Genomic DNA, 17,112 nt, shown 5'->3' on the forward strand with positions numbered 1-17,112 from the left:
CGGGCCATTACAGAGCCGTGGTTTCGCTCCAGGGAGGAGATCGCCGGGCGGGAAAAACGGAAAGCGAGGAAGGCCAACACCCCAGTCGCGGTGACGCGTTTGGCCCTGGAAGTGGAGACGATCGCGGAAGTGCTTCGAGACGCGGGCTATGCCACGGGGCACTTCGGCAAATGGCATCTCGGCCCCGAGCCCTTCAGCCCTCTGGAGCAGGGCTTCGATGTTGACTTGCCCCATTGGTCCGGCCCCGGCGCTGCAGGATCCTACGTCGCCCCATGGCAGTATCCGGACGAGTTGGGTTTTGTGCCCCACTTCCCGGGTGAACACATCGAAGATCGCATGGCCAAGGAAGCCGTCTCGTTCATGGAGAAACACAGGAACGAACCCTTCTTTCTGAATTACTGGGCGTTCTCGGTCCACGGTCCATTTGACGCCAAGGCAAAGCTGATCGAGAAGTACGTCGAGAAGGCACATCCGGCCAACGCCCAGCGAAATCCCACCTATGCTGCGATGGTGGAGAGTTTTGACGATGCGGTCGGGACGCTGCTTGATGCCCTGGATCGTCTTGGACTGGCGGAGCGCACGATCGTCGTGTTCTACTCGGACAACGGCGGCAGTACCTATGAGCGAATTGTCGACGTCCCCGTGACGAGCAACCATCCACTCCGGGGCGGCAAGGCAGAAATCTATGAGGGAGGGATTCGGGTACCGGCCGCTGTGGTTTGGCCGGGGCACATCGAGCCGGGGAGTAAGAGCTCGGCGTTGATCAGCAGTACAGATTGGTACCCCACCCTGCTCGAGATGCTCGCTGTGAAGCGCCCCTCAGGACATATCCTCGATGGTGTGTCGCAAGTCCCCGCGTTCTTGTCAGAGGCCAGCCCCCGTTCCTTGTTCCCATGTTTCGTCCCCCACTATTTTCAGAAGGCGGGGACCGTTCCGGCGACTTCGATGCGGAGCGGCAAGTGGAAGCTGATTCGATTTCATCACGACGGCGTGAATCAGCAGGACCGATTCGAACTCTACGACCTCGAAAGTGACGTCGGGGAGAGCGAGAACCTGGCGAGTCTTCATCCCGATCGGGTGCGGTCTCTCGACAAGGAAATATCCGACTACCTGAGCAGAATTGGAGCTCTCGTGCCCCGGCGAAACCCGGTCTATCGGGGCGCCTCCGCGGCTGGGGCAGCGCTCGGTATCAAAGCGTCCCCGCTGCAGCCATAGCGGACTGCCAATCGTTCCGAATTCATGTGGGCCTCGGGTTCAGCGACACGGTAGAGAAGTGGATGCCCGAGACGCTCGATCGGGTCAAAGCCAGATCGGCTTCAGGAGATTCTACCGAGTAGACCGGGGTTGCTCTGCACTGCGCAAACAAACATCGATGTGATGTGAAATTACAGATTCAGCCGGACACTCTGTCATGATGACAGCAGAGGACAATCCGGGGGATCCACATGACCGAAGATCAGCGGGAAATCAGGCGAAAGGGGCGGGTTCTTGAATACGCGTTGGCCGTGATCGGATCAATCTTCCGGCCGGCTCCACGGTGAGATGCGGAGTGCTGCGTAGCCCGTATCTTGAATATCGCCAAAGCTCCGCCGACATTCCACACCCGTCCGCTGAGTCAAGAGTCAGCTCCTTCGCATGAGTGAATAGAGATCGGTCCGGCTCACCATGCCCAGCAAGCGCTCGCCCTCAACGACTGGCCATGAATGGACGTGGTTCCGGTCCATGATCTCAAGCGCGGCCGCTAGTGAAGACTCTGGCTCGAGCGGGTCTCCGATGTTGCTCGTCAAGTCTTCCGCGATCACGAGATCTCGAAGCAGGGGATCGTAGAGGGTGTTTTTTACCTCCTCGTACGAGATCACGCCCTTGAATCGATCCTGCGCGTCAACAACCGGGAGCAGGTCAGCACCCGTTTCTCCGAGCGCCTTCAGAACGTGTTCGAACGGAAGGGCTTCAGAGACGACTCGGGGCCGTCGCCTCATGGCGTGGCGTACGGTGGGGGTACCTTTGGAAAGTTCCGAGTCAGAGCGAAGCATCCCGAGGTTTCGGCGAAATTCGAGTAGTACCCAGCGCACCGCCTCTGTGCCTTTCGCCTCTACGCGCGGAAGTAGGTTTGCGAGCTTTACCTCGCCCGCAACCAATGCCGTATGTCGCACGAGCCAAGGCCCTACGAGTTCGAAGACCACCACGGAAGCAATGACAACGTGACGTAGTTCGGATGTGGCGTCCGGAACGGCGTGCTCGAGGGCCGCAACCAAACCCAGAGCAATCCCCGCCTGGCACATCAGGCCTGCGCCAAAGGAGGATGGCATGCCCTCTCCCCAACCCGTGAGACGTAGGCCGATACGCGCCCCGAAAAATTTCCCCGCAGCACGGGAGAAAATGAAAAGCACACCGAGCGCGCCACCTTGGATCACAGCCCCGAGGTGCAGGTCGCGACCCGCTGCGATGAAAAAGAGAACGTAAAGCGGGTAGACGGTGTTCTCGACGTAGCGGAAGAGATCGCCCGAGTGAGACGAGCCGTTGGCGAGGGCAACGCCCGCGGCAAAGCAAGCCAGCATCCCCAACCCGGTTGACCCCGCGGCGATCCAGTGCATGAGCCCGAGGGCCGCGAACACCACGAGCATTCCGAGTAGGACGAGTTCGCGGCGTCCCGTGATCGACTCGAGCCAGATCGCGGCGCCAAAACCGATGGCGCCCCCGGTCACCAGAGCGATCAGCGCATAGGCGGTCGCTTGTACGGGATGGCCAACGCCAAAGGCTACGGCGAGCAGGAGGGGAAAGAGGAAGAGTGCCACGAGATTGTTGTTCCCGACACACAGGATGAGGCTTCGAGAAGTGGGGCCATCGGCCTCGATCTCTCGCAACGTCACCAGTGTGGCGCTCGGCGCGCTCGCAATCGCGAGCGCAGGTGCGATCACGGCCAGGCGCCAATCACCAGTGCCGGCGCCGACGGCGAGCCCCACGAGCAGGCCTGTCAGCCCGATCTCGGCTGCGGAGAGCCCCAGGATGCGGGGCCCGACTTCGCGGAAGGTCTGGAATCGAAACTCCGCGCCTACCCCAAAGAGAATGAACCCAATCGCGAGCTGCTCCACTACCCCCAGCGTCAGCTCCGTGTGTGAGCCCAGGAGAAGTCCCGCTGCAAGCCCCCCTTCCTCGAAGAAGCGCTGTCCGATGTCGGGGCCGAGCATCACGCCCACCAGGAGATAGACGGTCACGCGGGGCACGCCGTAGCGAGCGGCCACGCGCCCCAGCCCGAGGCTCAACAACAGCGCGACTGCAAGGGAGATCAGGGTGCTAAAGAAGGTCTCCATCCGGCTCCTTCAAGCGTATGGGGTTCTATATACCTTTTTCACGGACAGTTGAGTTAAGCCTACCTTTTTCACCCTGCGTTGATCAGCATCTCCGGCGGGTTGTTGAGGGGCAAGGGGGTGCGTGCTAGAGCGGGGTGAGGGGCCAGATCATCGGGATCAAGGTGATGGCCACCGCGGCGCAGATCAGATTCAGGGGCAGACCGACACGGACGAAGTCCGTGAAGCGATAACCGCCTGGGCCGTAGACAAGCAGGTGGGTCTGGTAGGTCACCGGTGACGCAAACGCGCAGGCGGCTCCCAGCGCTACGGCGATGATGAAGCCGCGCGGGTCCAGGCTCGCTTGATGGGCCGCCGCTACCGCGATGGGGAACATCAGGGCGGCAGAAGCGGCGTGGTGAAGGAGTTCGGACATCGCCATGGTGACCAGATAGATGGTGGCCAGCAGCGCGATGGGCCCGAGCGCGCTGGAGTGGCGAACGAGTACGTCGGCGATGGCGGCTGCGACCCCGGACTTCTCAATTGCAGTCGCGATGCCGATCCCGGCGGCAATGACCACCAGTACGTTCATGTGCACGCTCTGCCGCGCCAGCGTACCGCTGATGCAGCGGGTGGCGATCAGGATGCCACCCGCCACGAAGGAGCCGATGGCAATGGGAATGATCTCGGTAGCGGCCAGCACCACCATGGCGAGGAAGACCGCGATGGCGAACCAGGCTCGATCGTGGCGGGGAGCGTGGGATTCCGGGACCTCGCTCACCAAGTAAAAATCAGGGCTGTTGCGATGACTGTCGAGGAATCCCTGTGCTGCCTGGAAGACCAGCGTGTCTCCAGGGCGCAACACGATGCTGCCGATCTTGCCTGGCACGCGCTCACCGTTGCGATGCACGGCGATTACCGCTGCACCGTAGACGGTACGAAAGTTTGCCTCCTTGATGGAGCGCTTGACTAGCGGCGAAGATCTCGAGATCACCGCCTCGATCAAACGATGGCGCATCTCGGCGCGAGCTGGCATGTCCTCATCGTCCACGGGCACCAGACCTCGAATGCGCTGCAGGTCAACGATGGTCGAGACCACGCCCGCGAAGACCATGCGATCGCCGGCCACGATCACCTCGTCGGGCGCGACTGGCGTGATGCGGCGCCCGTCGCGTTCGATCTCGAAGAGGAAGAGCCCAGGCAGGGCGCGCAGGCCGGCATCCTCAATGTTCAGCCCGACTAGCGTGCAGTTCTCCTCGACGAGCATCGCCACCGTGTACTCGCGTTGCTGATCGCCCACCTGTGTGGCGGGGTCCGTACGGGCCGGCAGGATGCGCGGCGCCACCAGTAGCAAGTACAAGAGCCCCACTGCGCAGATGGGCAGGCCCACGGGTGCGAGTTCGAAGAGCGAGAGCGGTTTCATTCCTGATTGAATGACCAATCCGGCCACCGTGAGGGTCACGCTGGTCCCAATGATGGTGATGATGCTGCCGAGGATGGTGGAGTAGCTCAGCGGAATCAGCAGGCGGCTTGGCGCGATGCGATGCCGCCGAGCCCAATCGATCAGCAGAGGCGTCATCATGGCAACAATCGGTGCGTTATTGAGGAAGGCCGAGAGTCCCGCCAGTACCGGCAGCGTCCGCACCATCGCGACGCCTTCACTCTTCGACCTGCCGAAGAGCCGCCCGAGCGTGATCTCCAGGGCCCCTGTTTCGCGCATGGCGGCCGAGAGGACGAAAAGCGCGCCCACGGTCATCATTGCGGGATTTGCAAAGCCGCTGAAGGTCTCTTCCGGGGTAAGCACGCCGGCCACGGCGAGCACGAAGAGCCCCGCCATCATGATCAGATCGGGCGCCGCGACCCCCCGGGCCATGGCGCCGAGCATGACCACCACAACACCGAGCGTGAACCATCCCTGCAAGTCGAGAGCATCCATCGTTAGCGCAAGGTACCCCGTATAGTGTCTCTTAGTTTAGAACGTTCAAAAGTCCTAAAGCTGCTGACGGGAACCCTTCGTGCTTTCACAGAGGCCAACGGAAACGAGCGGCAACGGGCGGACACAAGCGGAACGGATTACGCCGATTGTCGACATTCCCTTGAAGTCCAGGTCAATCGAGTTTCGTTTCGGACTTCCTGACCAGCAGGCCCGGTGTCACGTCCTGTACCAGGGCTTCGAAGGCAGAGACGTAGCGCGCAACGTCTTCGGCGTCGTGAGCGATGGAAAGCGTCCATTCTTCTTCGCGCCCGGGGGCCATCATGACGCCGCGATTGATGTTGTAGAGCCAGGCCAGGGTGCACAGGTGGACGTCCTGATGTTCGACGAATGATTCGTAATCGTTGATCCGTCCAGTGGCGAAGTTGACGCAGCCCTTCGACGAGATCCCAACGGTATAGCCGGGGAAGTCGTGCTTTTCGCAGATGGCGTCACATTGCTCGATGAGTTGTTCGTTGATGGAATCGAGATGGCGATAGGCATCGGGGGTCATGACCTCTTCAAGACTGGCCCGCGCAGCTACCATGCTCAGCGGGTTGCCACTATAGGTACCGACCTGGAAGACCTTCCCACTGACGATCACCTCGGCGATGTCCTCGGTCATGCCGATTGCTCCCGCCGGGAGACCGCCCGCCAGGGCTTTGGCCAGGGTCACCATGTCGGGCACCACGCCGAATCGCTCGACTGCACCGCCGGCAGCGGTGCAGATACCCGTCTTGACCTCGTCGAAGATGAGGACGATACCGTGCTTACGGGTGATCTCCCGGACCTTCGCCAGATACCCGGGTTCGGGAAGGACGACGCCCAGATTCATCATCGCGGCTTCCATGATCACGCAAGCCGGCTTGCGCCCGTCGGCCGTCAGACGTTCGATCCGCTGCTCCATTGCGGCGGCATCGTTGAACGGAACGGCAATCGTCATGTCGGCTACGACCTGGGGTATGCCTGCTCCGTAGGTTACCGACTTGTAGTTGTCGCGCGGGCCACGATCCTTGAACTCTACGGCACCGATCGCGACCATCACGTAGTCGTGATGTCCGTGATACGAACCGAATATCTTCATGATGGTGTCGCGACCGGTAAATGCACGGGCAATGCGAATGGCATCCATGGTCGCTTCCGAGCCCGAGTTCACGAATCTCCATCGGCCGAGTTTGAAATTATTTTTCAGTATTTCCGCAACGGCGATCGAGTCCTCGGTGGGAAGGGCGAATTGGGAACCGAGTTCCATGCGTCGGGTAACGGCTTCGGCGATGGCCGGATGAGCATGGCCCTGGACCATGCAGCCGAAGCCGTTGTGAAAGTCAACGATCTCGGTGCCATCCACGTCCCAGATCCGCGAACCTTTGCCCTTGGTGAAGTAGATGGGGTAGGGGTCTCGAACCTGATACGAAGAGGAGACGCCCTTCACGAGGGTATCCTTGGCGCGGGCGTACAGCTTCGCCGACTTGGGCGTCTGTTCCTGGAGGCGGTTTTCCTCCTGGGTCATCAGCTGCTTGATGAGTTTGCGGTCGACGATTTCGGACATGCTGACCTCCGGAGTCAAGCTGGGCGAGAGGTTCCCACCCTATTAGAATCCGACGTCGACTTCAAGTCGATTTTCGCAACGGTCGACGCGTTGCGGAGCTTCGACCCCGCGTTCAAGCGGCTCGGTCCCCTCCCCAAGGGCACGGATACAACCTCCGCAGCTGAGTGCTTCGCCCGCTCTCCCCTGCGGTCATATCGGTAAATTGTTCCCATCGCATCAGGCAGCAGCCGAGTACCATGGTGTGCCCGAGTCCAGGTTCAACCTTCGAAATGGCGCAATGCAATGGTGACGAATCGAGAAGAGCAGGGTGGTGCGACCCAGGCAGGACGGCCAGCCGCGCAAGCGTCGGCCTCGATCAGTCCCTACACCAGCGGCCTCTATCATCCTGACGATCTACTCTGGCAGGTCAATCGAGAGGCGGTGCTTCTGCTCTCCGGTGGACGAGCACTCGTGATGCAACTCGCACATCCCCTGGTGGCGGCGGGGGTCGCGGCCAGGGATGACTTCCGCAACAACCCCATCGGACGCTTGATGCGAACCCTACGAGGTATGCTTGGAATCATCTACGGAGATCTGGACGAAGCGGATCGCTGCGCCCGACGTATCAACGAATTGCATGCAGATGTGGTGGGCACGCTAGGCGTTGGCACGAGTCGATTCGCCGCCGGCAGCGTCTTTGACGCGCTCGATCCGGATTTGCTGCTCTGGGTAGAGGCGACTCTCACCGACTCGGCAATGACCGCCTACTCGAATTTCGTACGCCCCCTCAGTCCGGTCGAGCGAGACGCTTATTATCAGCAGTCGTTGCGTCTGGCCCCGATGCTGCGGGTCCCCCTCGAGGTGCATCCGAGCGACTATCCAGCCTTCTCCCGCTACCTCGAAGAGAAGCTCCAGGGAGACTGCCTGGAGGTAACCGAGCAAGCGAAAGAACTCGCCCACGCGGTGCTCCATCCCCGTGTCGCGGGGGTGCCGGACTTCGTCTTGGCCCCATTTCGCTTTCTCACCATCGGAATGCTGCCCGCCGCCCTGCGAGCGCGCTTCGAATTTCCCTGGGACGCCCGTCGGCAGAAGCTGTGGCAGCGCAGCATATCCATCGTGCGGGGCATGCGAACGATCGCGCCCGACATCCTGCGCATCATGCCACCGGCGCGACGCGCTGAGAAGCGTCTTCTTGCAAGAGATTGAGCGGGCCTCCATGACGCTCTCGGCCCCATGACGAACCGCTATTCTCTCCGACCGCACACGACGAATCGAATCCCACAGGAGAAAGAGATGTTTAGCCACGTGATGGTCGGTGTCAGCGATATCGAGGCATCGAAGCAGTTTTACGACGCAGTCTTGGGAACCCTGGGCATCGGGCCGGGTGTCGACAACAAGGGCCGGTACTTCTATGTGACCCCCGGTGGCGTGTTCGTGATCGGCATCCCGATCGACGGCGAACCCGCGACCCATGGCAACGGAAGCACGATCGGTTTCCGGGTCGAGTCCGCAGAGCAGGGCGATGCCTGGCATGCGGCCGGTGTCGCGAACGGGGGTACGGCGATCGAAGATCCGCCGGGTGTCCGCGAGAACGGGATGTACCTCGCTTACCTGCGCGACCCCGATGGAAACAAGATCTGCGCGCTATGTCCGCCGAGCTGATCGGCAAGCGCAGTAGATCGGATCGCAATCGCCTGACCCTATTGATTTGGGCACGCGATTATTTCAAGCGGGATCGGGCTGAGACGCTGGCCACCCTCTTCGGTAACCACAAACTGGTCTTCGACCTGTAGATCTCCTGTTTCCGGTAGCCAAGCTGCGGGCTCCATCGAGATCACCATGTTGGCCTCCAACTTCATGTCTCGATATGCACTGTCATCGACGATGCCCTCGTACCCAACAAAAGGCCATTCGTGCACCTCGAGCCCCACGCCATGCCCTACCTTTTGACAGTAAGCGTCTTTACCTAGTTTTTGTTTGAGAACTTCCGCCGTTGCGGCGTTCACTTCTGAAGTGAGGACTCCGGGCCGTGCCACTTTGCGCCCAGCTTCCAACGACTCCACTAACACATCAAACAGCTCACGGTTCTGCTTAGCAGGCGGCCCCAAGGTAAAGGGCCTGGCTACGTCACAGCAATACCCTTCAAACATGGTTCCGAAATCAATCAGCCAAGAGTCTCCTGGCTCGAGCTTGCGCCGACCGCACCTCCACCACAAGTTGGAGTGATCGGAATCCCTTCCGGAGGTGACCATCGTGTAGTGTGGGAAAAATTCTGAACCTGCGACGCGACAAACGCGCTCTACCTCGGCAACGATCTCTGCCTCCAACACACCGGGGCGTGCGAACTTCGCAGCCGCTTTTATCCCCTCGTACGCGATGGCTCCAGCCTGCTTGATGCACTGGATTTCAAATTCCGACTTTACCGCCCTTTCCTCTTCGAGAAGACTCGAAACCGCTTCGATATGCGCATCGGTTTCTTTACAGAGGCGGGAATAGAGCCTTGGGCTCATCGAGTAATCTCCCACCACTCCGATTCGGGGCTTCGTCACACCCAGTCCCCGAAGATACTCGTGCAAGATCCGGATGTGATCCCCTGCAGGCTCAACGTTTTCGACCCAGGTCGAAAGGCATGAAAAATGATCCGCAGAGTCGATTTCGAGCAAACATTCCTGGTTCGCGCGACGCGGCAGAAGAAACATCGTATCGCCGAAGTAAGGCTCGTAGCCGGACACGTACATCACATGGCCCCGCTGACCGAAGCGCATCGAACCCGGCGACGAATAGATCAGCAAAAGATCGAGATCCCGATCCTCCATCCTGGCACGGATGGCCTTTAGTCTCCGATCAAATTCACTTTTAGGCATCATGATGGTTTTCCTAAATCAATCATTCTCCGAGACTTGCCGTCACATCGTATCGGTGTCGATCAGCAGGGTGGCGTCGGCTTCAATTTGCTTCCAGTCGGTATCAATGCCGAGGCCCGGCCCGTCGGGAGCCCTGACGCATCCATCCGCCTCAATGCGGATGGGATTCGGGCAGGCGTATTCGTAGTGCTCGATGGGCACCGAATGTTCAAAGTAGCTGCAGCCTGCGACACCCAGCATGAGATGCAAGTTGGCGGCCTGGGTCAAGGGATAGCCGTAGCTTTGCAGCTCGGTCTTGAGGCCGTGCGCGCAGGCGAGGGCCATTGCCGACCGAGCCGCCGAAATGCCGCCCACATTAGAAGGGTCGCAACGCAATCTCGACCAGGCACCGCGCGTTATGGCATCGGCCATATCGGATAATTCGACCACCGTGTTGCCAGCGCAGATGATGTCGACATCGACGGCGCGTCTGAGTTCCGCATACGCGTCGATGTCCTCGTCGTCGAGAGGGGCCTCCAGCCAGTCGCATGGCATGTCGGCGAGCGCGCGGCCCAGTTTGACTGCGCTGTCAAAATCGTAGACTTGCTCCAGATCGACCATGAATCGCAACCCCTTTTGGGCGAACTCGGCGGAAACGGCCAGCGTCATTTCTAGATCGAATTCCGGGTCGCATTGGGTGTGGAACTTGACCGCTGGATAGCCCATGTCACGGATCATCCGTACATAATCGAGGTATCCCTCGACGGTGTCAAAGACTGGAGTGCTCGCGTACGCGGGGATGCTTTCGCGTGCACCGCCCAGGAGGCGGTAAAGCGGCATGTTCGCATTGCGGGCGACCGCATCCCACATGGCGATCTCGAGCATAGACTCCGGGTCGGGGATCGGCGCGGTGCGCGCTGCGAGCATGTCTGCGGCGATCGCTTCGCGTTGCAGCACATTCTTTCCAATCAGCCCGCTGATGACCGGCTGAAAGGCAGCGGCGTAACTATGAGGGTCGTCATCGTAATCGTCTTGGTCGTAGTAATCGCCGGACAGGACACCGGACGCCCCCTCAACGCCACCGCGTGTCGTCAATCTGACAATGTTGTAATAGAGGGGGGCCGATTTGGTGGTTCCGGTAAAACGGTAGGGCGGCGTCACATCAGGTGCGACGACATAGACACGCAAGCGAGAAATATCGAGATCGTTCAAGGCTTTCCCTTCAATGTTCGGCGATACGAAGGCGTTCCGGATTTAGGAAATATTCCCACAGTTTCGCGCCAGTCGCCCGATCGGGGTCGTGGGGGATAGGGAATTCAACGAGGGTTTTCGAATGTCGCAGCAAAATAGAAATGTCGAGTTCTCCGCAAGTTAGAAATGTCCGGTCGTCGTGGCGGACATCGCCTGGGTACGCACGATGGCGTCAACGCTTACCGAATGCGCCCAGAGCATCTGCGCTAGAGTGAGGCAGGCTATACCTCGGACCCAGTACTAGTTAACGGTCTCTCGCCGGGAAGACCCTCGCGAATTCGCACCGAGAAGGACGCGTCCACCTTGGCCTTCTTTGCACGTTGCGTGATGTTGCTCAACCGGCGCAGCTCTTCGAAAGACAGGCTGGTGTCGATCGTTCCGCGTTCGTAGCCGAGTTCGGCGAGGTAGCCATTCACCAGGATCTTCCAACTGAATGGATTGCGCGGGGCAACGTTCTGAACGTGGCGCCGAATTTGTGTCGTGCAGTTGTGGCTGAACGCATTGTACCACTTCGGCTGCGCCGCGAGCTCGTTCATCGCGCGGACGTAGTCGAGCAGGACCGCTCGGGTGGCCGAGACCGGCGTCTTCAGGCGATAGAGATAGACCTCTTCGCCTCGATGATTCGTCCGCAGCCCAACGACGTCTCGTTCGTCGGCCGCCACGTAGTAGAGCTCGAATTGCCGGAAGAAGCCGAGAATTGCCGAATAGCTCTCGCCGATTTCCTTGCGCGTCTCGATCGAGATTGCGAGCGGCGGCCCCTCTTCGAACTCCCAGCTTGTGATCGTGTGAGCGATCATCGGGGATCCCCAGTGTGAAAAAAAGATGTCGGCGCCGCGCAGTTTCGAGAGATCGTAAGTCCGGGTCTCCCAGTGCTCGTCGTAGTCGGTTTCGCTCCGATAGTCGAAGTTGCGGATGTTTTCGATCGTGAGGAGGTCCCCGGCGATCGTCGCCTTGGGCGTTCGAGCCACGTCCGGCTGCCAATCCCTGTCGTTGCTCGGCGCGAGGGCGAGCCACCAGAGGAGGACACACGCGAACAGCAGGCTATAGACACCTGCGGCCCTCCAGAAGGGACGCACGCGAATCAGGACCAGCAGGGCCGCGAGTGAAAAGGCCATCAGGAGAAGTCCGGCAATCCCTCGCGACGCCGGGCCATCAATCCATAACGCGGTCAACGACCAGGCACCGCTCGCGACGAGGAGCGGACTTGCGAACAGGGCCTTCATGGTGGTCATCCCTTTGGGAGGCAACAACCCTTGTATTATCGCGCATCATTGAAGAACGAGCATGGTAGCATGTTGTCATGAACGCCCATAAGCCAGCGGTTGAGACGAAGATCTTCGCGGTCCGTCAGCTCGCTCGAACGATTGCGATCCTATCCCTGGTATTCGGGTGTGCGTGCGCGGCGCCGATCGGTGTCGAGCGGATCTCGCCGCGTGAGGCTCAGCGCGCACTGACGGCAAGCGTCCTCTCGACCGGCGAACTCAGTCCGAAGGCGCGCATCCTTCTGCGCAGGGTGGACCAGGAGCAGGCTTGGAAGCGGGACCCGGCGGCAGTCATCAAGATGCTCCACGCGACGCTCGCGAAGCCAATGAGCGACTACGATGAAGAGACGCGCATCGGCTACATGGACGTCGTGGCCGAGCTCAGCTTTGCGCACGCTGCCAAAACCGGCGACTCGCGCTACTACCTCGCCGCCGCGATCTACGCGTGGATCTACCTGTTTCCACCCGGCGGTCACGACCAGCCGCCAATGTTCGACCGTGGGGTGCGGCTCGCTGCAGATCTTTACAATCGTGGGATCACGCTGGGGTTCAGCGACCCCGAAACTGGCGAAGTCCTGCTACGCGACGGCGAGTATCCACTTCCCTTTGGCACTCTCGTGGTCGACTTCGACGAGGAGACTCTGCGCTGGGGAAATCGGCGTTTTACCAGCTTCGCTTCGGTCGCCGATTTGCGGGTGACGGGGCTTGTCAACCGCTATCGGATCTCTGGGCTGGGCGCTCCGCTGGCTGCGACTGTCGGCGCGCCCGAGCATTTGGAGCAGTCGGATGCAATTGTAGCTGCCGTTCGGGTGCCCGTGACGGCGATTCTGCGGCTCAACAGCATGCAGGCGCAGGTAGAAGGCGGGGGGACGCGGTTCGAGGGTGCCCTCTCTATAGTGGCGTACTCGGCAGCCGAGACGATTGAGATCGAGGGACAAACCGTACCCATCGAATCCGAACCGAGCGCCGCGCTCGCGCTCCAGCTCAGTGAAGCTTCGCCCTGGAAGCGCGAGCTGCAGGGCTTCTTCCAAGGCGATCTCGCCGTCGAGAAGGGAGGACTGCTTTCGCTGTCGCCCTATCGATATGGGCAGATCCCGCTCGTGCTCGTCCACGGGACGGCTTCGAGCGCGGGACGCTGGGCCGACATGGCGAACGATCTCTACTCCGACTCATCGATTCGCCGCAACTACAATATACTGACCTTCAGTTACAACACAGGTAACCCCATTGCCTACTCGGGGTGGCTACTGCGCACGGCGATCGAAAACCTCGTCGCAAGCATCGACCCCGAAGGTCGTGATCCCGCGCTCGAGAATCTGGTCGTGATGGGCCACAGCCAGGGGGGGTTGCTCGCGAAGCTGTTAGTAGTGGATGCGAACGACACGTTCTGGAAGCTCGTATCCGACGAGCCGCCGGATCGAGTCGAACTCGAGCCCGAAAGCCGCGAGATCCTCGAAGGGGGCCTGCTCGTGAAACCTCTGCCAAGAGTGAAGCGCGTGATCTTCTTGTCGACCCCCCATCGCGGTAGCGCTCTGGCGACTCTGGGTGTGGCCCAGTTGCTGGGACGGCTTGTCCGGTCGCCCGCGAACCTGGTAAACGCCACCGTCGATCTGCTCGGGGGAGATGCCGAGGCGGAGGCACGGCGGCGTCTCGAAGGAGGTGCTGGCTCGGTCGGCAACATGAGTCCAAGCAGCGCCTTCATTCAGGCGCTCGCTCGGCTTCCGATCGCGCCCGGGGTACACGCTCACTCGATCATGGGTGTTCAAAAAGGTCCAAAGGAGGAAGGGGGCGACGGCGTGGTCAGCTATCAGAGCGCCCATCTCGAGGACGTCGACTCGGAGTTCGTCGTGCGCAGCGGACATTCCTCGCAAGCGAATCCCAACGTGATCCAGGAGGTGCGTCGAATCCTGATCGAGCATCTTGCGGCGGCGCAGCCCCGCGGTGTCGTATCGCAGTGAACGTGCGCATCTGGCTTTCTGCGAGTGCGTGTTCCAAGCCTCGGTCTCAGTATCCCGGAGGCGCATCCGTGACGGTATAGATCACGTCACCTCCGTAGTAGGTACGACTGAACCAGAAATTATCGCAACGGTAGTAGGTGTAGCGACCGACGATGACGATCGTTGCCCGCGAGCATGACCGGGTCCACCAAGAGGCGGAGTACCTCGTCCCTCGGGCATAGTGTCGTCGAATCTCGTAGTAATCTCTGCGGTCGTCTCGTCGATCGTCGTAGTAATCTCTGCGGTCGTCTCGTCGATCGTCGTAGTAATCTCTGCCGTCGTCTCGGCGCTCATTTCGGCGATCTTCCACCTCCCGGTCAGGATCCCGTTCGCGCTGGTTTACGCGGCGTGCGTCCGTTTGATCTCGACTCACGTCCTGTCGGTCCGAGGGGACCGTCCGATCCTGTTGTTTCGGAGCCGGCCGCTCACTGCGGCGTGTGCTCTCCCGCGTCCGCGTCGGCTGGAAGGAGCCGCTCCGGGCGGGCCCTTCGCGCGAGACGTTAGGCCGTGCCCGCCCACCACCGCCCGGTCCCCTTGCCCACGCTTCCCCCGACAGGGAAATCAGGTAAAAGGAAAGCCCGAAGATTACAGTCAAACGCAGAATGCCACGAACGTTCCCGGTCATTCGGTCTCCTCCGCCCCGGCCATTTCCTCGCCCAACGTTGATCCGATGACCAATGGCTCACTGCCCTCCGCGGGCTCGAAGTGAAAGAGCGTCTCGGGCGTTTCGAATGTGAGATCCCAGTCACGAAGGTTCGCGCGGAATTGCGGATTTCCCTCTTCGTGCTTGTAGCTGATCACGATTCGGGCGATCAGCGGGCGATCCCCCTCCTCGACCCACAGCTGCACGTCGACTTCGGGCATGCGAAAGGAGAGATGCTCGCAGCTGCGACCCGCCACCTCTGCCGTCCCGACGGAGTAGCCGTACGTAATCTGATCCTGAAGCGAAGACGCGAAATTTTCGGAAAAGAGGTTCGCCATGGGAAAGGGCGCACCGAGATCTTCAACCAGATGGTCGAGCGCGTCATAGAGCGTGCCGGGTCTGTCGATCTGCACGTATGCTCGGTGCCCCGGCAAGTCGATCGAGATCGTGGATCCGTCGAAGTAGACCGTCCTTGTGTCCCCATCGCGCCGGATTTCGCGCATTCGGATGTGATCGGGTCGGCGTATCGTGATCTCGCGACTACCTCCAAATTCAAGCAATCGCCCGTCGCTCTGCAGTATGTCGAAAGAGATGTCGGCTACGACACGGAAGCCGGCCTGGTCGGCGAGAAAATCCGCTGCACGTACCAGGCTCTCCTCTGCATCGCGCATGAGCGCCTCGATTCGCGCTTGCGCGGCGGGATCGTCGTTTTCATCGCCTTGGGGCAGGCTCAAAGCAACTCTCGTTTCGGGTTCCGTTGCGGCATCTACGTCGCTGCCAGTCTCGCGGCCCGAATCGCCATTCGGCTTGTTTTCGGCAGAACAGCTGATCATGCCGAGCGCCAAGGCAGTCAGCAGCCAAACCATCGGCCGCAATCGAGGCGTTCGCATCCAATAACTCATCCAGAATCCTCTTTCGACTTCACCTCGAGGGCTCGAAAGCTCCAGGAAGATTTTGCTTGAATAAAGAGTACCGCAAGTGTCCGACGTCGATCAGCGCCAAGGGCTCGCTCTCCTGCAGCGATCACACCCAAGGCAGAAAGGGGGTGACTTCGCGATCCCGGATCTAACCGTTTTGTGCGTCTTCGATTCTAATCTGAAAGAGGTACGAATGACTACCCCCCGAAAGCAGCGACTCGACAGCGTGCGGGTAACAGGAATGAGCCGGGTTCGGCGGCTGTTGATCCATCCGGTGTTCATCTTTGCGTCTCTGATAGCCCCCGCGCTTGCCAGCGACGCGATCGCCAATCAGGCAAAGCCCACTCTGGCCGAGCTCCTGGACGGAACGATTCTCCACAAGAAAGTCAGCGACATCCTAAAGGGCGAGATAGTGACCGTCGCCGCCCCCGAGACGACGCGTCGCGAGATGGCGGAGATTGAACTGGGCGAGCGTCGCGGGGATCTCCTGGCCCGGGGGGCGATAGAGGAGATATTCGTCGAGGCGCTGGTGATGATGACGCAGCGATTCGACGGCCTGGGCGGCCGCGACGGTTAGCGCGCAGACCAGCCCCATGGTGGTGTAACGGCGCATTTTGCCACTCCTTTGCTTGAATCAAGGATATATCCCAGCGGGGCCAAATGAACCCCAAACATTTCCCCTGCCCCTGCAGAATAGCAGTTCGGCCATGCCGAGCCAAGCGGCAAACGCCGGATTTCGCAGGTCCCGTGCGTTTCGGTGCCCGCGCCTCGCCGGGCCGCAACCCGTTTTCACGAGTTCAATCGGGCTGCGATCGGCATGCGCCGACCGAAGCCGAACGCCCGCGACGTCACCTTCAGACCCGGGGCGGCCTGCTGGCGTTTGTATTCGTTGACCTGAATCTTGCGAACGACGTCCCGCACGACCGCGCGCTCGAAGCCGGCGGCGACGATCTGGTCAACCGTCTCGAGCCGCTCTTCGTAGCGCTTCAAAATCGCATCGAGCACGTCGTAGGGCGGCAGCGTGTCCTGGTCGGTCTGGTCGGGCTTGAGCTCGGCCGAGGGCGGCTTGGTGATGACGCGCTCCGGGATCACCCGTCCCTCGGGGCCGAGCCCGCCCTCCGGGCGGTGCTCGTTGCGCCAGCGCGACAGCGCGAACACGGTGGTCTTATAGATGTCCTTGAGCACCGAATAGCCGCCGCACATGTCGCCGTAGAGCGTCGCGTAGCCGACCGACATCTCGGACTTGTTGCCCGTGGAAAGCACCATGTGGCCCAACTTGTTGGACAGTGCCATCAGGGTCAGGCCCCGGGCTCGGGCTTGGACGTTCTCTTCCGTTTCGTCCTCGGGGTGGTGGGTGAAGGCTTCCCGAAACATGCCCCCGAAGGCCTTCATGGCCGGCTCGATCGGGATGC

General features: G+C 60.7%; 14 protein-coding genes. 5 read left to right on the forward strand and 9 right to left on the reverse strand.

Features of this window, described 5'->3' with window-relative positions:
• Positions 1-1,215 (forward strand): sulfatase (locus IH881_17300; GenBank protein MCH7869453.1); only part of this gene is annotated, 1,215 nt, incomplete at its 5' end.
• A gap of 407 nt (positions 1,216-1,622) precedes the next feature.
• On the opposite strand, the gene IH881_17305 is transcribed toward IH881_17300, so the two are convergent.
• The 3 genes from IH881_17305 to IH881_17315 all read right to left on the reverse strand — a co-directional run bounded on the left by IH881_17305 (position 1,623) and on the right by IH881_17315 (position 6,808).
• On the reverse strand, positions 1,623-3,311 hold the full coding sequence (locus tag IH881_17305) for a cation:proton antiporter (protein ID MCH7869454.1): 1,689 nt from the start codon (positions 3,309-3,311) through the stop codon (positions 1,623-1,625).
• A 124-nt stretch (positions 3,312-3,435) separates the two neighbouring features.
• Positions 3,436-5,208, reverse strand: a complete 1,773-nt coding sequence (locus IH881_17310) for an SLC13 family permease (protein ID MCH7869455.1) — start codon at positions 5,206-5,208, stop codon at positions 3,436-3,438.
• A gap of 187 nt (positions 5,209-5,395) precedes the next feature.
• Positions 5,396-6,808 (reverse strand): aspartate aminotransferase family protein, encoded by a 1,413-nt coding sequence (locus IH881_17315; protein ID MCH7869456.1) that lies wholly within the window; start codon positions 6,806-6,808, stop codon positions 5,396-5,398.
• A gap of 282 nt (positions 6,809-7,090) precedes the next feature.
• Here IH881_17315 and IH881_17320 point away from each other — a divergent pair, with 282 nt between their 5' ends.
• Positions 7,091-7,993, forward strand: a complete 903-nt coding sequence (locus tag IH881_17320) for a DUF2236 domain-containing protein (protein MCH7869457.1) — start codon at positions 7,091-7,093, stop codon at positions 7,991-7,993.
• An 87-nt stretch (positions 7,994-8,080) separates the two neighbouring features.
• Positions 8,081-8,449, forward strand: a complete 369-nt coding sequence (locus IH881_17325; protein MCH7869458.1) for a VOC family protein — start codon at positions 8,081-8,083, stop codon at positions 8,447-8,449.
• A 38-nt stretch (positions 8,450-8,487) separates the two neighbouring features.
• Here the strand turns inward: IH881_17325 and IH881_17330 are convergent, their stop codons facing one another.
• The 3 genes from IH881_17330 to IH881_17340 form a co-directional block, all read right to left on the reverse strand.
• Complete coding sequence (locus tag IH881_17330) at positions 8,488-9,654, reverse strand: aminopeptidase P family protein (protein ID MCH7869459.1); 1,167 nt, start codon at positions 9,652-9,654, stop codon at positions 8,488-8,490.
• Between the two features lie 39 nt (positions 9,655-9,693).
• Positions 9,694-10,842, reverse strand: a complete 1,149-nt coding sequence (locus IH881_17335) for a mandelate racemase/muconate lactonizing enzyme family protein (protein ID MCH7869460.1) — start codon at positions 10,840-10,842, stop codon at positions 9,694-9,696.
• Between the two features lie 260 nt (positions 10,843-11,102).
• Complete coding sequence (locus IH881_17340) at positions 11,103-12,104, reverse strand: DUF4105 domain-containing protein (GenBank protein MCH7869461.1); 1,002 nt, start codon at positions 12,102-12,104, stop codon at positions 11,103-11,105.
• A 77-nt stretch (positions 12,105-12,181) separates the two neighbouring features.
• Between IH881_17340 and IH881_17345 the strand changes: the two genes are divergently transcribed.
• Positions 12,182-14,101 carry an alpha/beta fold hydrolase gene (locus IH881_17345; GenBank protein MCH7869462.1) on the forward strand — a complete coding sequence of 640 codons (1,920 nt, stop codon included), beginning with the start codon at positions 12,182-12,184 and terminating at the stop codon, positions 14,099-14,101.
• Between the two features lie 46 nt (positions 14,102-14,147).
• Here the strand turns inward: IH881_17345 and IH881_17350 are convergent, their stop codons facing one another.
• Together IH881_17350 and IH881_17355 are read right to left on the reverse strand one after the other, a co-directional pair.
• On the reverse strand, positions 14,148-14,513 hold the full coding sequence (locus IH881_17350; protein ID MCH7869463.1) for a hypothetical protein: 366 nt from the start codon (positions 14,511-14,513) through the stop codon (positions 14,148-14,150).
• Positions 14,514-14,761: 248 nt separating this feature from the next.
• Entirely contained in the window at positions 14,762-15,685 is a 924-nt protein-coding gene (locus tag IH881_17355) for a DUF2092 domain-containing protein (GenBank protein ID MCH7869464.1), read from the reverse strand.
• Between the two features lie 208 nt (positions 15,686-15,893).
• On the opposite strand from IH881_17355, the gene IH881_17360 reads away from it, so the two are divergent.
• The gene (locus tag IH881_17360; GenBank protein MCH7869465.1) at positions 15,894-16,277 is read left to right on the forward strand and encodes a hypothetical protein; all 384 of its coding nucleotides are present in this window, start codon (positions 15,894-15,896) and stop codon (positions 16,275-16,277) included.
• A gap of 212 nt (positions 16,278-16,489) precedes the next feature.
• Here IH881_17360 and nadE read toward each other — a convergent pair.
• On the reverse strand, positions 16,490-17,112 hold a 623-nt coding region (gene nadE / locus IH881_17365), incomplete at its 5' end, for an NAD(+) synthase (protein ID MCH7869466.1).

It is taken from the genome of Myxococcales bacterium (genome assembly GCA_022563535.1).
Taxonomy (GTDB): domain Bacteria; phylum Myxococcota_A; class UBA9160; order UBA9160; family UBA4427; genus DUBZ01.

Bases quoted from the DNA above. Each gene is read 5' to 3' on its own strand.
- IH881_17305 (MCH7869454.1), bottom strand. From the start codon at position 3,311: ATGGAGACCTTCTTTAGCACCCTGATCTCCCTTGCAGTCGCGCTGTTG.
- IH881_17315 (MCH7869456.1), bottom strand. From the start codon at position 6,808: ATGTCCGAAATCGTCGACCGCAAACTCATCAAGCAGCTGATGACCCAG.
- IH881_17320 (MCH7869457.1), top strand. From the start codon at position 7,091: ATGGTGACGAATCGAGAAGAGCAGGGTGGTGCGACCCAGGCAGGACGG.
- IH881_17325 (MCH7869458.1), top strand. From the start codon at position 8,081: ATGTTTAGCCACGTGATGGTCGGTGTCAGCGATATCGAGGCATCGAAG.
- IH881_17330 (MCH7869459.1), bottom strand. From the start codon at position 9,654: ATGATGCCTAAAAGTGAATTTGATCGGAGACTAAAGGCCATCCGTGCC.
- IH881_17340 (MCH7869461.1), bottom strand. From the start codon at position 12,104: ATGAAGGCCCTGTTCGCAAGTCCGCTCCTCGTCGCGAGCGGTGCCTGG.
- IH881_17345 (MCH7869462.1), top strand. From the start codon at position 12,182: ATGAACGCCCATAAGCCAGCGGTTGAGACGAAGATCTTCGCGGTCCGT.
- IH881_17355 (MCH7869464.1), bottom strand. From the start codon at position 15,685: ATGAGTTATTGGATGCGAACGCCTCGATTGCGGCCGATGGTTTGGCTG.
- IH881_17360 (MCH7869465.1), top strand. From the start codon at position 15,894: ATGACTACCCCCCGAAAGCAGCGACTCGACAGCGTGCGGGTAACAGGA.